Source organism: Nocardia sp. NPDC055050, assembly GCF_053608345.1.
This window is the reverse complement of sequence record NZ_JBSGVG010000025.1, coordinates 16,128-32,872: the sequence shown is the minus strand read 5'-3', so window position 1 is coordinate 32,872 and position 16,745 is coordinate 16,128. Positions and strand designations below refer to the sequence as shown.

The window sequence follows — 16,745 nt, the reverse complement described above, 5'->3', positions numbered from 1 at the left end:
CGCGGTATTCCGGGGCGGGGTGCCGGGGCACGGCATCGTGCCTAGGATCGCAGGATGCCGGTTTCCTTGACAGCGGCCACGGCCAGCGGATTGTGTGCCTTCATCGATGCGTCACCCTCGCCCTTCCATGTGTGCGCGACGGTGGCGGCCGAGCTGGACGGCAACGGTTTCACGCCGTTGACGGAGGCGTCGGCGTGGGACGACGCGGGCGGCAAACACTATGTGGTGCGCGGTGGTTCGCTGATCGCGTGGGCTGACTACGACGCCGTCCCCGCGGCTCCGTTCCGGGTGGTCGGCGCGCACACCGACAGCCCCAACCTGCGCGTGAAGCAGCATCCCGATCTGGCAGGGGCGGGGTGGCAGCTCGTCGGGCTCGAGCCGTACGGCGGGGCTTGGCTGAACTCCTGGCTGGACCGCGAGCTCGGTCTCTCGGGGCGGCTCAGTGTGCGCGAGGGCGCGCGGATGCGCGATGTGCTGGTGCGGATCGACGAGCCGATTTTGCGGGTGCCGCAGTTGGCCATCCACCTGTCCGAGGACCGGCGCGGGGTCACCCTCGACCCGCAGCGGCACGTGAACGCGATCTGGGGGATCGGCGACGCGCCCGCCTCGTTCCTCGACTTCGTCGCCGAGCGGGCCGAGGTCGACGGTGCCGATGTGCTCGGCTGGGAACTGATGACCCATGACCTCGCGTCGAGCACGATCGTCGGTCGCGACCTCGACCTGGTGAGCGCGCCGCGGCTCGACAACCAGGGCACCTGCTACGCCGGATTGCAGGCCTTCCTCGCGGCCGCCGACGAGCCGGGTGCGGCGACGGCGGTGCTGGTGATGTTCGACCACGAGGAGGTCGGGAGCCAGTCCGATCGTGGGGCGCAATCGGATCTGCTGCCCGCCGTACTGGAGCGGATCGTGCTGGCCCGTGGCGGTGGGCGCGCGGATTACCTTGCCGCGCTTGCCGGTTCGGTGGTCGCCTCCGGTGATATGGCGCACGCGACGCACCCGAACTACCCGGACCGGCACGAGCCCGCGCATCGCATCGAGGTCGGCGGGGGGCCGGTGCTCAAGGTGAATCAGAACCTGCGCTACGCCACCGACGCGGCGGGCGCGGGCGCGTTCGCCCTGGCGTGTGCGCAGGCCGGCGTGCCGCTGCAACGGTATGTCCACCGGGCCGACCTGCCCTGTGGCTCGACCATCGGCCCGATGACGGCGGCTCGCACCGGCATGTCGACCGTCGACGTGGGCGCACCCCAGCTCGCCATGCACTCGTGCCGCGAACTCATGGGTGCCGCCGACGTGCCCGCCTACGCCTCGGCCCTCGCGGCCTTCCTCACCCCGGAAGCGACGGACTGACGGCGGCGGGGGATCGGCTCGGCCTCGGTGGCCGCCGAGGTCAGGCCGACGCGAGTTCCGGTGCGGCCGAGGACTTTCGGCTGGGGTGGTAGGTGAGCACCGCGTAGACGATCACGGCGAACGTGGTCCACACATAGCTGCTGCCGATGATCTGCTGCCACCAGGCCCAGGCCAGTTCCTTGTCGCCCGAATGTGGCAACACCCACTGCGGGCCCACGATGAACATCACCGTGAACAGGGCGACGAGGGTGGTGAAGCCGCGAGAGCGGCGAGACACGGCCAGGCTGACCGCGACGACCAGCGCGGGCGCGACCCAGACCCAGTGATGCGACCACGACACCGGTGAGACCAACAGCACTGCCGCCGCGTTCACCAGCAGCGCGCCGACCTCGTTGCCCACGCCGATCAGGCGGTACATCCACACCGCGGCCAGCGCGATGGTGACCGCCGACAGACCGAGCCACAGGCCCGTCGCCAGCGATTCGTTCATGCCGAGGCGGAACAGCGTGCCCTTGATCGACTGGTTGCCCGCGAAGTAGGGCGTGCCGATGCGGCCGGTGTCGGAGACGGTGTGGAACCAGTATTCGACCGAGTCCTTGGGGAACAGCAGGAAACCGACGCCCACCGCGCCCGCGGCCGAGACGACCATGGTGGCCGCGGCCTTCCAATCCCGGCGCAGCAGGAAGTACAGCAGATAGCCCGCCGGAATCAGCTTGATCGACACCGCGATGCCGATCAGCATCCCGCGCGGCCAGAACGGCTTGCGCACGAGAATGTCGAGGGCGACCGCGGCCATCAGGATCAGGTTGATCTGGCCGAAGTTGAACGTCTGGCGGACCGGTTCGAGGTACTGGGCGAGGCCGAGCCCGGCGATCAGCACGGTGAGCACCGAGATCCGGTCGAGTTCGGGGCGCACGCGAACCAGTACCAGCCACAACACGATTCCCAGGCTCGCCAGCGAGGTCAGCAGCACGACGACCTCGGCGACCACCAGCGGCATCAGCGCCAGCGGCACGAAGAACATCGCGGCCAGCGGGGGGTAGGTGAACGGCAGGCCCAGCCCGTACACCGGCGGCATCGGGCCGTAGAGGTCGCCGCCGTCGAGCCACACCCGCGCGCCGTTGCGGTAGACCTGCAGGTCGATGAACCCGTGCCACCAGTGCGCCAGCAGTGCGACGGCGGCGGAGACCACGAACAAACCGATGGCGGCGGTCAGCCAGCGTCGTTGGCGGTCCGGGTTGTCGGAATCGGGAATACGCGGCTCGACCTGCTCGGCAACCCCCGGACTTTCGTTCACAGCGCCAGAGTAATGGGTACCCCGATGGCCCAACCGCAAGTGTGACCAGACCGAATCCGGCCGCCTCCCCAGCGTGAGGGCAGGACGGGCGGCAGGCGGTTACCCCGCAACCATTAGACTCTGCAGATCAAGTTCCCCCCGGCCGAAAGGACCCTGGTCTCCCGTGACACTGCAGGTCGACACCGTCGCTACCGCCGCAGCCACCCCGGATGCTCCGCAGCCGTACAAGGAACTCGGTCTCAAAGACGACGAGTACGCCCGCATCAAGGAGATTCTGGGCCGTCGGCCCACCGATGCCGAGCTGGCGATGTACTCGGTGATGTGGAGCGAGCACTGCTCCTACAAGTCCTCCAAGGTGCATCTTCGCTACTTCGGTGAAACCACCACCGACGAGATGAAGGCCTCGATGCTGGCCGGGATCGGCGAGAACGCCGGCGTGGTCGACATCGGCGACGGCTGGGCCGTCACCTTCAAGGTGGAAAGCCACAACCACCCCTCCTACGTGGAGCCCTACCAGGGCGCGGCCACCGGCGTCGGCGGCATCGTGCGCGACATCATGGCCATGGGCGCGCGCCCGATCGCGGTGATGGACCAGCTGCGCTTCGGTGCGGCGGACGCCCCCGACACCCGTCGCGTGGTCGACGGCGTGGTGCGCGGCGTCGGCGGTTACGGCAACTCGCTCGGCCTGCCCAACGTCGGCGGCGAGACTGTGTTCGACGCCTCCTACCAGGGCAACCCCCTCGTGAACGCGCTGTGCGCGGGCGCGATGCGCGTGGAAGACCTGCACCTGGCCTTCGCCTCGGGCAACGGCAACCGGATCATCCTGTTCGGCGCGCGTACCGGCCTCGACGGCATCGGCGGCGTGTCCGTGCTCGCCTCGGACTCCTTCTCCGGTGACGAGTCCGGCACCGGCCGCAAGAAGCTGCCCGCCGTGCAGGTGGGCGACCCGTTCACCGAGAAGGTACTCATCGAGTGCTGTCTCGACCTGTACGCGGCCGGGCTGGTCGTCGGCATCCAGGACCTCGGCGGCGCCGGTCTGTCCTGCGCCACGTCCGAACTCGCCGCGGCGGGCGACGGCGGCATGCACATCGACCTGACCAAGGTCCCGCTGCGCGCCGCGCACATGACCCCCGCCGAGATCCTGTCGAGCGAATCGCAGGAGCGCATGTGCGCGGTCGTCACGCCGGAGAACGTGGAAGCGTTCATGGCCGTCTGCAAGAAGTGGGACGTGCTGGCCACCGACATCGGTGAGGTCACCGACGGCGACCACCTCGTCATCACCTGGCACGGCGAGACCGTGGTGGACGTGCCGCCGCGCACCGTCGCCCACGAGGGCCCGGTGTACGAGCGCCCCGTGCAGCGCCCCGACACCCAGGACGCGCTGATCGCCGACACCACCGCCACCCTGACCCGGCCCAAGACCGGCGACGAGCTGCGCGAGACCTTGCTCACGATGATCGCCAGCCCGCAGCTGTGCAGCCGCAAGTGGATCACCGAGCAGTACGACCGTTACGTGCGCGGCAACACCGTGCTGGCCGAGCACGCCGACGCGGGCGTCGTCCGCATCGACGAGTCCTCGGGCCGCGGCATCGCCCTGGCCACCGACGCGTCGGGCCGCTACACCAAGCTCGACCCGTACACCGGCGCGCAGCTGGCGCTGGCCGAGGCGTTCCGCAACGTCGCCACCACCGGCGCCACCCCCAAGGCCGTCACCAACTGCCTGAACTTCGGTTCGCCGGAGGATCCGGGCGTGATGTGGCAGTTCCAGCAGGCCGTGCGCGGTCTCGCGGATGGTTGTGCGGCACTGGGCATTCCGGTGACCGGCGGCAATGTGAGCTTCTACAACCAGACCGGTAAGGACGCCATCCTGCCCACCCCGGTGGTCGGCGTGCTCGGCGTGATCGACGATGTGCACCGCCGCATCCCGACCGGCCTCGGCCTCGAACCGGGCGAGTCGCTGATCCTGCTCGGCGAGACCCACGACGAGCTGGACGGCTCGATCTGGTCGCAGGTCACCCACGACCACCTCGGTGGCGTGCCGCCGCGCGTCGACTTCGCCCGCGAGCAGCTGCTCTCGGAGGTGCTCACCTCGGGTTCGCGCGACGGCATGATCTCCGCCGCGCACGACCTGTCCGAGGGTGGCCTGGCACAGACCGTCATCGAGGCGGCGCTGGCAGGCGAAACCGGTTGCCGCATCGTGCTCCCCGAGGGCTCTGACCCGTTCGTGCAGCTGTTCTCCGAGTCGGCCGGCCGGGTGCTCGTCGCCGTGCCGCGTTCGGAGGAGACCCGGTTCACCAAGATGTGTGACGCGCGGCAGCTGCCGTGGGTGCGCATCGGCGTGGTCGACCAGGGCTCGGATTCGGTCGAGGTCCAGGGGCAGTTCTCCGTGACACTCGCCGAATTGCGCGAGGCATTCGAAGGCACGCTGCCTAAGCTGTTCGGAGCGCACACCGCCTGATCGGACAGAGGAGTCGAGCTTGTGACCACTGAGGATACGAGCTCGGCTTCTCCACCGGCAGTTCGCGAGAACCTCTTCATCAGGGGAATTCACCTGGTGGAGAGGTTTTTTCATCCCAACTACGCCGGCCTGATCGTGGCGACGTTGTTCTTCGGGTTGTCGCTGACACCCTCGCTGCTGCCGCGTGACTGGTTCTTCCAGGGGCTGGTCAGCGGCATCAACGCGACGATCGGCTATGGGCTCGGTTGCTTGCTGGCGTGGGCCTGGCGCAAATGGGTGGCGCCGCGGATCACCTGGCCCGAGCAAGTGCGCACGGCATGGGCTCGGCGGCCGAGCTGGCTGGTGGTGGCGCTGCAGAGCGCGATCGTGATGGCGTGCCTGATCTTCGCGGTGCTGATGAGCATCCAGTCCTCGAAGTGGCAGCGGCAGATCACCGATCTGATGGGGATGGAGCCGGTGTCCGACGCGGGGTATCCGCGGACGGTGCTGGTCGGCGCGGTCGTGGTCGGTCTGCTGATCTGGATCTCGCGTCTGGTGGTGCGATTGGTGCGCGCGGTGACGCGGGCGCTGAACCAGTGGGTGCGGATTCCGGCGGCGTTCGCGCGACCGCTCGGGGTGATCGTCGTCCTGGTGGCCGCGGTGCTGCTGTTCAATGGTGTGCTGGCGAAAGGCTTTTTCGCCGTCGCCAATTCGGCGTTCAGCGCGCGCAACAGTCACACCTCACCGAACGCGGTCCAGCCGACGCTGCCCGAACGTTCCGGCAGCCCTGAGTCGCTGGCCAAGTGGGACACGCTGGGTTCGGAGGGCCGATGGTTCGTGGCGAACGCGCCGACCGCTCTCGCGATCGGGCAGGTCACCGGAAAGCCCGCGCGCGAACCGATTCGGGTCTACGCGGGGCTGGAATCCGCGGACGGGGTCGAGGCGCAGACCGATGTGGCCATCGCCGAACTCGACCGCACCAAGGCCTTCGAACGCGAAGTGCTGGTGGTGATCAGCACCACCGGCACCGGCTGGGTCGATACCGTCAGCGCCGAGGCGATCGAGTTGATGTTCGGCGGCGACACCGCGCTGGTGGCGACGCAGTACTCGTATCTGCCCAGCGCGCTGTCGTTCCTGTCCGACCGGGACAAGTCGATGACCATGGGGCGCACGCTGTTCGACAAGGTGTACGAACGCTGGTCGGCGCTACCCGAAGACGCCAGACCCAAGCTGCTGGTCTATGGCGAGAGTCTCGGTTCGCAGGGGTCGGAGGGTGCGTTCTCCGGTCTGGCCGACATTCGCAATCGCACCGACGGCGTGCTGTGGGTGGGACCGCCCAACTCCAACCGGTTGTGGTCGGAATTCGTGACCCGACGTGACCCCGGCACCGACGAGATCACCCCGATCTACGCCGACGGGATGTCGGTGCGGTTCGCCGCCGACGACGATCAGCTGGCCCGGCCGACGCCGGCCTGGAACGACCCGCGCATCACCTACCTGCAACACGCCTCCGACCCGGTGGTGTGGTGGTCGCCGGATCTGCTGTTCAGTCAGCCGGATTGGTTGCGGGAGAAGCGCGGACCCGATGTTTCACCGGCCATGTCGTGGTATCCCATCGTCACGTTCTGGCAGGTCGCCGCGGATCTGCCGCGCGCGCAGACGGTGTCGGACGGGCACGGCCACAACTACGGCAACCTGGTGCCCGACGCGTGGGCCGCGGTGGCCCAGCCACCGGACTACACACCAGAATCGGCTGCCAGGATTCGGGTGTTCCTCGAAGAATCCATGGCTACCGAACGTCAGTTGAAGTGACGAGCCGGGGGCGCCGAACCCCTCGATCGGCGCCGCCCGACTCGGCTCACGACACCGATTTGAACGGATTGTGTTCGGCGATCAGCTGTTCCAGCCGCGCCTCGTCGATCCGCCCGATCAGTGACTGAGTCTCCTGCTGGTCGCGCACGACCTTGGCGAGGGTGAAGCAGCTGGTCACCAGGAACAGGCCCGACATCGCCAGGAACGCGCGCTGCCAGCCGTCCAGCGGCAGGTACGCGATTCCGGCGCCGGTCCCGAACAGGCTGACAGCGAACGCGATCGCGGCCTGGGCCATGTAGGCCGAGGTGTTCTTCGGCTTGGTGTTTGTGCTCATGGCTCTCAGTGTGCTGATCCGCGGTGTCGCGATCGCGCGTACAACTACTCGAGTGCGGTACGTAGTTTGTGAGCGGCTCCGCAGTCACAAATCCGGTGATTGTCGGTACCGGCCGCCATACTGGGGCGGTGACCGAGCGCGCTTCGACTACCGCGATGCTGCGTGCGCGCGGCGCCGTGGTCTTGCGGCGCGTCGAGGTCGTCGTCGATCTGAATTACGTCGGATTGGTGCTGGCGACGCTGTTCTTCGGGCTGTCGGTGACGCCTTCGCTGGTGCCGCGTGACTGGCTGTTCCAGGGGCTGATCAGCGGGATCAACGCCGCGATCGGTTACGGGCTCGGATGTGTGCTCGAGTGGTTGTTCCGGCGGTGGGTGCGGTCGCGGATTCCGATTCCGAGCCCGTCCGATCGGCTGCGATACGCGATCAAGGCGACCGTGCTGGTGGGGTGTGCGCTGGTGGCGGCGCTGATGCTGGTGCAGTCGGCGCGGTGGCAGCGCGAGATCACCTCGCTGATGGGGATGGCGGGCACCACCACGCCCGCCTATCTGCGGACCGGACTGCTCAGCATGGCCGTCGGGGTGGCGGTGGTGGCCGCGTATCGGACGGTGCGCGTCATGGTGCTCGGCCTGGCTCGCCAGCTCAATCGGTGGGTGCGGGTGCCGCGCGAAGTGGCGCCCGCCGCCGGGTTGCTGGTGCTGGTCGTGCTCGCGGTGACGATCTTCAACGGCGTCGCCTCGCGGGCGTTCTTCGCGGTGGCCAACTCGGCGTTCAGCGTGCGCAACGATCGGGCCACGCCGTACGCGGTGCAGCCGATCGCGCCGGAGCGTTCGGGGAGTCCGGGATCGCTGGCGCCGTGGCAGTCGCTCGGGTTCGAGGGGCGGTGGTTCGTGTCGAACGGGCCGAGTGCCGCCGCGATCACCGAGGTGACGGGAAAGACCGCGCGCGAACCCATCCGGGCCTATGTGGGGTTGGAGTCGGTGACTCGGGACCAGACCGCGGCGCAGCTGGCCGTCGCCGAACTGGAGCGGACCAAAGCCTTCGAACGCGAGGCGATGGTGGTGGTCACGACGACCGGGACCGGGTGGGTCAACGGGATGGCCGCGGGCGCCGTGGAATACCTCTACGGCGGGGATACGGCGATCGTGGCGACCCAGTTCTCGTATCTGCCCAGCGTGCTCTCGTTCCTGTCGGACCGGGACAAGGCGGCCGCGGCCAGCCGGGAGCTGTTCGACGCGGTGTACGAGCGGTGGTCGGCCCAGCCGGAGGGGCATCGGCCCAAGCTGTTCGTCTACGGGGAGAGTCTGGGTTCGCAGGGGTCGGAGGAGGCGTTCGACGGGCTGGCCGATCTTCGCGAGGAGGTCGACGGCGCGTTGTGGGTGGGGCCGCCGAATTCGAATCGGTTGTGGCGGCAGTTCGTCGACCGCCGCGATCCGGGGACGCCCGCGGTGGCGCCGGTGTACGCGGACGGGCTCGTCGTCCGATTCGCCGATGACGCGACAGATCTCGATCGCGCCGAGCCGTGGCGCGAACCCCGCATCGCCTATCTGCAACATCCGTCCGACCCGATCGTGTGGTGGTCGGCCGATCTGATCTTCACCCGGCCGGATTGGTTGAGCGAACCGCGCGGTCCCGATGTGTCGACACAGATGCGGTGGGCGCCGTTCGTGACGTTCTGGCAGGTCACGGCCGATCTCACCAACGCGCAGGGGGTGGTCGACGGGCACGGGCACCGGTACGGGAGTTTGGTGCTGGACGGGTGGTTGGCCGTCGCGGCGCCGCCGGGGATGGACGGTGATGTCGTCGAGAGTATCCGTGCCGCACTGGAATCGGCGGAAACCTACGAGCGGGAGGTGAAGTGAGAAGGCTCGAAGCTGTTGCCGCGCTGGCTCTTCCGCTGCTGTGGAGCAACCGGGTTCTCCCCGCCCTCGATCTTGCGCTGCGGGGCCGCACCGCGGCGAACATCGCCTTCGCGACGGGCTACACGAAACTCTTTCGGGGTAACCCGAACTGGTTGTCGCCCAGTGGCTTCCGCTGGGGTTTCGGCAGCGCGGCCGTCGTCGTCGCCGGCTACGCCGTCGCCCTGTCGATCCCGTCCCTGCGTCGCCTCCCGCTCGAGATCGCTGTCCGCGCACCGGAGACATCGACCCTCGAATGGATCGGCCTGCACATCCCCGTGGGTACCGTCCTGGCCGAGGAAGCCGTCTTCCGTGGAACCCTCGACCCGGTGCTCGCCGAGAGCGCCGGGTCGCTCGCACCCGTGATCAGCGCCCTCGATTTCGGCCTCTGGCACATCCGACCGGCACGGGTCGCGGGCGATCCGGTTGTCCCCACGGTGCTGGCCACCACCCTCGCCGGTCTCGTTTTCACCGAACTCCGGCGCCGGTCGGGTAGCGCCACCGCGCCCGCGCTCCTGCATCTGGCGATCAATGCCGGCGGAGCGCTCGCGCCCGCCGCCGCTCGGTGGGTGGACGGGCTGCGGCGGTAACCCCGCTCAGGCAGTCGCGACGAAATCGGCGACGGCCTCGGTGAAGGCGTCGTTGTCGTCGCCCGCGGCGGTGTGGGCCGCGGCGCTGATCTCGGCCAGGCGGGCGTGCGGTGTGAGCGCCAGGAATGCCGCGGCGCCCTCGTCGCTGACCACGTCGGACTTGCCGCCGCGGATCAGCAGGACCGGGATGGTGAGCGCCTCGGCGGCGGCTTCCATCTCGACGATGCGGGCTTCCGGGTCGTCGTTGACGTCGCTGATCAGATCCGGGTCCCAGTGCCAGTACCAGCGGCCCTCCCGCTGACGCAGGTTGCGCAGGAGACCGTCGGCGTTGTCGGGACGCGGGCGGTGCGGCAGGTAGGCGGCGACCGCGTCGGCCACCTGGTCGAGGGTGTCGAAACCGTCGCGGTGCCTGCCGAGGAAGTCCATCACGCGCGCCACGCCCGTGGACTCCGAGCGGGGCACGATGTCGACCAGCACGAGTGCGCGGATCGCGCTGCCACCCGGCGTCGCGGTGGCGAGCAGTCCGGTGATCCCGCCCATGCTGGCCCCGACCACCACCGCGCCCGCGTCCCGCGTCGCACCGAGCTGTTCGAGCACGGTGTGCAAATCGGCCACCATCACGGTCCTGGAGTAGTCCGCCTCCGGTGACCAATCGCTGTCCCCGTGTCCGCGCGCGTCGACGGCGACAACCCGCATTCCCGCCGCGGCCAGCGCCCGTCCCGTCCGCTTCCACGAATGCCGGTTCTGTCCGCCGCCGTGCAGCATCACGACCAACGGGCCGCCTTCCGCGCCGAAGCTGTCCGCGACCAGGGTGAGCCCGTCGGCAGCGCGCAATCGCAGCGTTGTCGGCTCGAGGGGATCGGTGACACTCATAGGACGAATGTACGACGAGCCCCGCCGATCGGCGCCGTCGGGCGTTCGATCGGCCGTCGGGGCGCTGCCATGAGCCTCTGTCTCAGCTGTCGGACCTGGTCCAGGTCAGGTACTCGGCGTCGCGGGACGGTGTGCCGTTCCACGGGTGCTCGGGGAAGTCCTCGTCGCGCACTTCGGTCCGGCCAGGGAGGTGGGCGCACACGCAGGCGATGGTCAATGTGTCTGTGCGGGAGCCGAGTTCGTCGGCCTTGAGCTCGTGAGCCAGGTCGGTGGCGACCGGGAGGAGGTCGTTCATCGTCGCGGTGCCCGGCAGGCAGAGGTCGAGGTACAAATCGACCGAGCCCGGTCGCTCGGGCGACACGGCCGATCTTCCCGCGGCTATGCGGACATCCGGTGGCAGGCGGGTGCGCTGCATGAATTTCGAGAGGTCGAATCCGGCGATCGTTTGTGGACCGGTCACATATTTGCCCTGGCACGCCAGCACGGTCTGCGGGGGCTCGGGCGGGGTGGTGTCGTCGGGTGTCTGGCAGGCGGCGATCAGCGCCGCCGCGGGGATCGAGATCAAGGCAGTCGCGCGTCTCATCGGGAGTCACGCTAGCGGGTGTTCGACGTTCGGGTCACGGAGTCGGCTCGGGTGACCGGAATGTCGGTGAACGTCGGTAGCGTCTCGCGGTATGGCTGGACGGAATGTGGTCGACCCCGCGCAGGTGCGGGCGGCTGTGCTGGGTGTGGGGGAGTGGTTGCGGGATCCGGCGTTGCCGGTGCCGGGGCGGGGGGAGTTGGGGGCCGCGGTGAAGGGGACGGCGCGGGCCCTGGCGGGGAGTGCGCCGGGGCATTCGGTGGAGGTGCGGGTGCCGCCGTTCGTGGCCGTGCAATGCATCGAGGGGCCTCGGCATACCCGGGGGAATCCGCCGAATGTGGTGGAGACGGATGCGCGGACCTGGTTGTTGCTGGCTACCGGGCTGCTCGGATTCGACGACGCGGTGCGGGCGGGGGTGGTGAGCGCCTCGGGGACAAGGGCGGGGGAGATCGCGGGGTGGCTGCCGATCGTGCCGTTGCCCGCGCGGGACGACCCGGCTGCCGAATAGCGGCAACCGGGTCGCCGGCTCACGCGGCCGCGGTGTGCTTGCGGTGCAGGCCCTTGTAGTCGTAGTAGCGGGTGATGATCGTGCCGAGGACGACGGCGATCGCGATGCCGAGCAGCGACATCCAGATGCCGCGGTCGAGACCCGCCGCATAGCTGGCGTCGAAGTACAGGATCGAGCGGACACCGAGGAACACCTGGTGCATCGGCTCGAATTCGGCGAGCCACGCGAGGTAGGTCGGCGTCGCCTCGATCGGGACGGTACCGCCGGAAGACGGCAGACCGAGGATGACGAACAGGGTCAGGTTCACCAGCAGACCCGCGGTGCCCAGGGCGGCCAGCGTCATCAGCGCGGTCCAGCCGACCGCGATCATGGCGAGCACCGAGAACAGGAACAGGGCGAGCGGATTGTCGACCGGCATGCCCACCACCTTCGCCACCAGCAGGAACACCAGCGAAACGATCACCGCGACCAGCGCCGAAACCCCCCACTTGATGAGCAGGGTGTGAAAGCGCGAGATCGGGGTCGGCGGATAGTGCACGGACCAGGGGCCGTATTCGGTGGGCATGAAGCCGAGCTGGGAATCGACCATCGTGTGGATCACCATCGCCCCGACCATCCCGGCCAGCAGCAGGAGCAGGGAGAAGAAGAATGCCGTCAGGCCGATCCCGGTGCCGCTCGGCAGCGGACGGAATTCCTGCGCGACCACATCGATCGGGCTCTCGAGGGTGATCATGGCCGCGCCGGACACCTGCGGCGGCGGTGCACCCGCCGGTGTTTCGGCCAGGGTCGCCCGTACCTGCTCGGTCAGTTGGAGCCCGACCTGCTTGTCGACCTCCGACAGCGCCCGGTCGCCGATGCGCTGCACGATCCCGACGCCGTAGGCGCCCATGCGCGGGTTGGTCTGCAGGGTGATGATCGGCCGTTCCATCTCGCCGGGCACGATGCTGCCCGTGCCGAGAATGCCCAGGCGTTTGCTGAAATCGCCGGGGATGATGATCGCGCCGTACACCTGTCCGGTGCGCAGCAACTGCTCGGCCTCCGATTTTCCGACGACGCGCAAGTCGATCTGATCGGCGGGCACGCCCGCGACGAGCGCATCCGCGATCTGCTTGCCGAAATCGACCTGCTTGCGCTGATCGCCCGAGCCCATGACATCGCCGACGTCGGAATCGACGAGCGCGATCGGGAAGTCGTGCAGATTCTTCTCCGGGTCGGCGATATAGCCGAGGTACATGAAGCCGAGCAGTGCGGTGAGCACGGTCAACACCGCGGTCGGCGCGAGCACGATGCGAGCCCAGTGGCGCCGGTTCAAGTTCGGTGTGGCGAACGTCGCTTCGCCGAGGGGTTTCTGGTCGGAATCAATCGGCTCCGCACCGGTGTTGTCGCTATGCGACCCGGTTCCACCGGCTGCAACGTGTGCACTGTCGTCCGTCGTCACGATGCGCACCGTAACAGCTCTGTGTGGCCGATCGGCGGGTTCGTGACCAGTGGATTGCTGCCGGGATGCGAGCGCGCGTACTACCCGCTGCGGATGACCCGTAGACTGACTAGTGCCCCCAGCCCGCCCGAACAGGGAGCAAACGGTGACCGACGTCGATCCCACGATCGTCCCCACGCCCAATACCCCCGACGAGATCGAACACGACCCTCGCGAGGAGTGTGGCGTCTTCGGCGTCTGGGCTCCCGACGAAGACGTGGCGAAGCTCACCTACTACGGCCTGTACGCCCTGCAGCATCGCGGGCAGGAGGCGGCCGGAATCGCCGTTTCCGACGGCTCCCAGATCCTGGTCTTCAAGGATCTCGGCCTGGTCTCCCAGGTCTTCGACGAGCAGACGCTCGCGGCAATGCCGGGGCATATCGCCGTCGGGCACTGTCGCTACTCCACCACCGGTGGCGTCACCTGGGAGAACGCGCAGCCGATCTTCCGCACCACCTCCGTCGGCTCCGGCCTGGCGCTGGGTCACAACGGCAACCTGGTGAACACCGCCGAATTGGCCGGTCGCGCACGCGAACTCGGCCTGATCGGCGCCGGTGTGATCGATGGCCGCCCGCAGATGACCGGCGCCACCTCCGACTCCGACATCGTCACCGCGCTGCTGGCGCACGCCTCGGCGGACTCCAGCATCGAGGCCGCCGCGATGGAGCTGCTGCCGCAGCTGCGCGGCGCGTTCTGCCTCACCTTCATGGACGAGCACACCCTCTACGCCGCGCGTGACCCGCACGGCGTGCGCCCGCTGGTGCTGGGCAGGCTCGACCGTGGCTGGGTCGTCGCGTCCGAGACCGCCGCGCTCGACATCGTCGGTGCCGCGTTCGTCCGTGAGATCGAGCCGGGCGAGCTGCTGGCCATCGACTCCGAGGGCGTGCGCTCCATGCGCTTCGCCAATCCCGAGCCCAAGGGTTGCGTCTTCGAGTACGTGTACCTGGCGCGCCCCGACACCACGATCGCCGGGCGCTCGGTGCACTCCACCCGCGTGGAGATCGGCCGCAAGCTGGCCAAGGAGCATCCGGTCGAGGCCGACCTGGTGATCCCGGTGCCCGAGTCGGGCACGCCCGCCGCGGTGGGTTACGCCCAGGGCTCCGGCATTCCGTACGGCCAGGGCCTGATGAAGAACGCCTATGTGGGCCGTACCTTCATCCAGCCCAGCCAGACGATCCGTCAGCTCGGCATCCGCCTCAAGCTCAACCCGCTGCGCGAAGTGATCCGGGGCAAGCGACTGATCGTCGTCGACGACTCCATCGTGCGCGGCAACACCCAGCGCGCGCTGATCCGCATGCTGCGCGAGGCCGGTGCGCTCGAGATCCACGTGCGCATCGCGTCGCCGCCGGTGAAGTGGCCCTGCTTCTACGGCATCGACTTCGCCTCGCGCGCGGAGCTGATCGCCAACGGCACCGGCGCCGACGACAGCTACGCCGACATGGTCGAGAACGTGCGTCGCTCCATCGGCGCCGACACTCTCGGCTACGTCTCCACCGAGGGCATGATCGCCGCCACCGAGCAGCCGCGCTCGCGCCTGTGCACCGCTTGCTTCACCGGCGACTACCCGATCGAACTGCCGCCGGAGGCCGCCATCGGCAAGAACGTGCTCGAGGGGATGCTCTCGGGCAAGGCCGAGTCGAAGCTGCTCGGTGAGAACGCCAACGTGGACGCACTGAGCCGTCCATAACACGTGTCGGCGGTAAAGACACGTCGCACTACGCCGCACCAGAGGGGCCGGACAGGATAAACCTGATCGGCCCCTTTTGTGTTGTGTACGAGAGTAATTCCGGTAACCGGCAATTTCGTAAGATTAGTTCATAACATGGCGGCAATAATTCGGACCATTTGAAACTGGGCGGTAATGGTTCACCTGTACGGTCCCTCGATATATCGCTAGCTCACCATGTAGTCGTCGCCCCTGTGATCCGGGTGCGACGGCTGCGCGGCGTTCGAGAATGGGACCTGATGTTGAACAAGGCACGAAGTACGCGCGCGAAACAAATTGCCGCAGTGGGTATTACCGCCGCTGTCGCCGCCGCGCTGGCCGGTTGTGGCTCCGGCCGCACCGATGAGGCGGGCTCCGGTGCGGGCCTGGTCGTCGGTACCACCGACAAGATCTTCTCGCTCGACCCGGCCGCGGCGTACGACAACGGTTCGTTGCTGGTGGAGAACCAGATCTATTCGTATCTGCTGAACTTCGCACCGGGCGATACCACGCCCAAGCCCGACGCGGCGGAAAAGTGCGAATTCACCACTCCCACTGTGTACACCTGCAAGATCAAGTCCGGGCTGAAATTCGCCAGCGGTAACCCGCTGACCGCGAAGAGCGTGAAGTTCTCCTTCGACCGGATGGTGAAGATCAACGATCCGCACGGTCCCGCGTCGCTGCTCGGCAATCTCGAGAAGACCGATGTGGTCGACGATCTCACCGTCGCGTTCACGCTGAAGGTCGCCAACGATCAGACCTTCCCGACCATCCTGCCGACCCAGGCGGGCCCCATCGTCGACGAGGCGGTGTTCCCGGCCGACAAGGTGGCCACCGACGACGAGGTCGTCAAGGCCAAGGGCTACTCCGGCCCGTACACGATCTCGAGCTACGACAAGAACAAGCTCGTCGAGTACCAGGCCAACCCCGATTACCAGGGCATCCTCGGCACGCCGAAGACCAAGACGGTGTCGACCAAGTACTACGCCACCTCCGACAACCTGAAGCTGGACCTGCAGAACGGCGCCATCGACGTCGGCTACCGCTCGTTCACCCCCACCGACATCGACTCCCTGCGGGCCGATTCCAAGGTGAAGGTCACCGACGGCCCCGGCGGCGAGTTGCGCTACGTGGTGTTCAACATGAACACCATGCCGGGCAACACCCCGGAGCAGAAGCTGGCCGTACGCAAGGCCTTCGCGTCCTCCGTCGACCGCGAGGCACTGGCCAACGGCGTCTACAAGGGCACCTATCAACCCGCCTTCGGCTACGTGCCCGCCGGCATGGCGGGTGCGGCCGAGCCGCTCAAGGACCTCTACGGCGCCAAGCCGGACAAGGCCGCGGCCGCGAAGTTCCTCGCCGACGCGGGCGTGACCACCCCGGTGACGCTGAACCTGCAGTACAACCCCGATCACTACGGGTCGAGCTCCTCGGAGGAGTACGCGGCGGTCAAGTCGCAGCTGGAGGCCTCGGGTCTGTTCAAGGTGAACCTGCAGTCCACCGAGTGGGTGACCTACCAGAAGGAGCGCGCCTCCGACGGTTACCCGATGTACCAGTTCGGCTGGTTCCCGGACTTCCCGGACGCCGACAACTACCTGACGCCGTTCTTCGGCCCGAACAACTTCCTGCAGTCGCACTTCGAGAACCCCGGCATCAATGCCCAGCTCACCGCCGAGACCACCGAGGGTGACCCCACCAAGCGGGCCGAGTTGCTGAAGAAGATCCAGACCGATCTGGCGCAGAACTTCCTGCCGACCCTGCCGCTGCTCTCGGGTAAGCAGGTCGCGGTGTCGAAGCCGGGCGTCGACGGTGTCGATCAGACCCTCGACGGCTCCTTCAAGTTCCGGTTCACGGTTCTGAGCAAGTGAGTGACGTTGCTGCTGCGCCCGG

At 68.1% G+C, this 16,745-nt stretch carries 13 protein-coding genes; 8 read left to right on the top strand and 5 right to left on the bottom strand.

The window, feature by feature from the left end:
• Nucleotides 1-54: 54 nt before the first annotated feature.
• Complete coding sequence (locus tag ACWGCN_RS23715) at nucleotides 55-1,347, top strand: M18 family aminopeptidase (protein WP_378658054.1); 1,293 nt, start codon at nucleotides 55-57, stop codon at nucleotides 1,345-1,347.
• A 40-nt stretch (nucleotides 1,348-1,387) separates the two neighbouring features.
• On the opposite strand, the gene ACWGCN_RS23710 is transcribed toward ACWGCN_RS23715, so the two are convergent.
• Nucleotides 1,388-2,644, bottom strand: a complete 1,257-nt coding sequence (locus tag ACWGCN_RS23710; protein ID WP_378990594.1) for a glycosyltransferase 87 family protein — start codon at nucleotides 2,642-2,644, stop codon at nucleotides 1,388-1,390.
• Nucleotides 2,645-2,807: 163 nt separating this feature from the next.
• On the opposite strand from ACWGCN_RS23710, the gene purL reads away from it, so the two are divergent.
• Both purL and ACWGCN_RS23700 read left to right on the top strand, forming a co-directional pair.
• Nucleotides 2,808-5,102 (top strand): phosphoribosylformylglycinamidine synthase subunit PurL, encoded by a 2,295-nt coding sequence (gene purL / locus ACWGCN_RS23705; RefSeq protein WP_452450082.1) that lies wholly within the window; start codon nucleotides 2,808-2,810, stop codon nucleotides 5,100-5,102.
• A gap of 21 nt (nucleotides 5,103-5,123) precedes the next feature.
• Nucleotides 5,124-6,893, top strand: a complete 1,770-nt coding sequence (locus ACWGCN_RS23700; protein ID WP_449968095.1) for an alpha/beta hydrolase — start codon at nucleotides 5,124-5,126, stop codon at nucleotides 6,891-6,893.
• A 46-nt stretch (nucleotides 6,894-6,939) separates the two neighbouring features.
• Here the strand turns inward: ACWGCN_RS23700 and ACWGCN_RS23695 are convergent, their stop codons facing one another.
• Complete coding sequence (locus tag ACWGCN_RS23695; protein WP_056818759.1) at nucleotides 6,940-7,227, bottom strand: YiaA/YiaB family inner membrane protein; 288 nt, start codon at nucleotides 7,225-7,227, stop codon at nucleotides 6,940-6,942.
• 128 nt (nucleotides 7,228-7,355) lie between these two features.
• Between ACWGCN_RS23695 and ACWGCN_RS23690 the strand changes: the two genes are divergently transcribed.
• Both ACWGCN_RS23690 and ACWGCN_RS23685 read left to right on the top strand, forming a co-directional pair.
• On the top strand, nucleotides 7,356-9,086 hold the full coding sequence (locus tag ACWGCN_RS23690; RefSeq protein ID WP_452459570.1) for an alpha/beta hydrolase: 1,731 nt from the start codon (nucleotides 7,356-7,358) through the stop codon (nucleotides 9,084-9,086).
• Nucleotides 9,083-9,712 (top strand): CPBP family intramembrane glutamic endopeptidase, encoded by a 630-nt coding sequence (locus ACWGCN_RS23685; protein WP_387446332.1) that lies wholly within the window; start codon nucleotides 9,083-9,085, stop codon nucleotides 9,710-9,712. Before ACWGCN_RS23690 ends, ACWGCN_RS23685 begins: the two co-directional genes overlap by 4 nt.
• Before the next feature lie 6 nt (nucleotides 9,713-9,718).
• Here the strand turns inward: ACWGCN_RS23685 and ACWGCN_RS23680 are convergent, their stop codons facing one another.
• Both ACWGCN_RS23680 and ACWGCN_RS23675 read right to left on the bottom strand, forming a co-directional pair.
• Nucleotides 9,719-10,585: an alpha/beta fold hydrolase gene (locus ACWGCN_RS23680; RefSeq protein ID WP_452459571.1), complete on the bottom strand. Its 867-nt coding sequence runs from the start codon at nucleotides 10,583-10,585 to the stop codon at nucleotides 9,719-9,721.
• Between the two features lie 82 nt (nucleotides 10,586-10,667).
• Complete coding sequence (locus tag ACWGCN_RS23675) at nucleotides 10,668-11,168, bottom strand: hypothetical protein (RefSeq protein WP_452459572.1); 501 nt, start codon at nucleotides 11,166-11,168, stop codon at nucleotides 10,668-10,670.
• Between the two features lie 91 nt (nucleotides 11,169-11,259).
• Here ACWGCN_RS23675 and ACWGCN_RS23670 point away from each other — a divergent pair, with 91 nt between their 5' ends.
• Nucleotides 11,260-11,673 (top strand): sterol carrier family protein, encoded by a 414-nt coding sequence (locus tag ACWGCN_RS23670; RefSeq protein WP_387446336.1) that lies wholly within the window; start codon nucleotides 11,260-11,262, stop codon nucleotides 11,671-11,673.
• Between the two features lie 19 nt (nucleotides 11,674-11,692).
• On the opposite strand, the gene ACWGCN_RS23665 is transcribed toward ACWGCN_RS23670, so the two are convergent.
• Nucleotides 11,693-12,958 (bottom strand): YhgE/Pip domain-containing protein, encoded by a 1,266-nt coding sequence (locus ACWGCN_RS23665; RefSeq protein WP_379311936.1) that lies wholly within the window; start codon nucleotides 12,956-12,958, stop codon nucleotides 11,693-11,695.
• 298 nt (nucleotides 12,959-13,256) lie between these two features.
• Here ACWGCN_RS23665 and purF point away from each other — a divergent pair, with 298 nt between their 5' ends.
• Both purF and ACWGCN_RS23655 read left to right on the top strand, forming a co-directional pair.
• Nucleotides 13,257-14,837, top strand: coding sequence for an amidophosphoribosyltransferase (gene purF / locus ACWGCN_RS23660; RefSeq protein ID WP_378631779.1), 1,581 nt, complete (start codon nucleotides 13,257-13,259; stop codon nucleotides 14,835-14,837).
• A 278-nt stretch (nucleotides 14,838-15,115) separates the two neighbouring features.
• Nucleotides 15,116-16,723, top strand: coding sequence for an ABC transporter substrate-binding protein (locus ACWGCN_RS23655; protein ID WP_378990585.1), 1,608 nt, complete (start codon nucleotides 15,116-15,118; stop codon nucleotides 16,721-16,723).
• Nucleotides 16,724-16,745 lie beyond the last annotated feature (22 nt).

Excerpts from the sequence above, each read along its gene's own strand:
- ACWGCN_RS23670 (WP_387446336.1), top strand. The coding sequence starts at position 11,260 with ATGGCTGGACGGAATGTGGTCGACCCCGCGCAGGTGCGGGCGGCTGTG.
- ACWGCN_RS23695 (WP_056818759.1), bottom strand. The coding sequence starts at position 7,227 with ATGAGCACAAACACCAAGCCGAAGAACACCTCGGCCTACATGGCCCAG.
- ACWGCN_RS23655 (WP_378990585.1), top strand. The coding sequence starts at position 15,116 with ATGTTGAACAAGGCACGAAGTACGCGCGCGAAACAAATTGCCGCAGTG.
- ACWGCN_RS23715 (WP_378658054.1), top strand. The coding sequence starts at position 55 with ATGCCGGTTTCCTTGACAGCGGCCACGGCCAGCGGATTGTGTGCCTTC.
- ACWGCN_RS23680 (WP_452459571.1), bottom strand. The coding sequence starts at position 10,585 with ATGAGTGTCACCGATCCCCTCGAGCCGACAACGCTGCGATTGCGCGCT.
- ACWGCN_RS23675 (WP_452459572.1), bottom strand. The coding sequence starts at position 11,168 with ATGAGACGCGCGACTGCCTTGATCTCGATCCCCGCGGCGGCGCTGATC.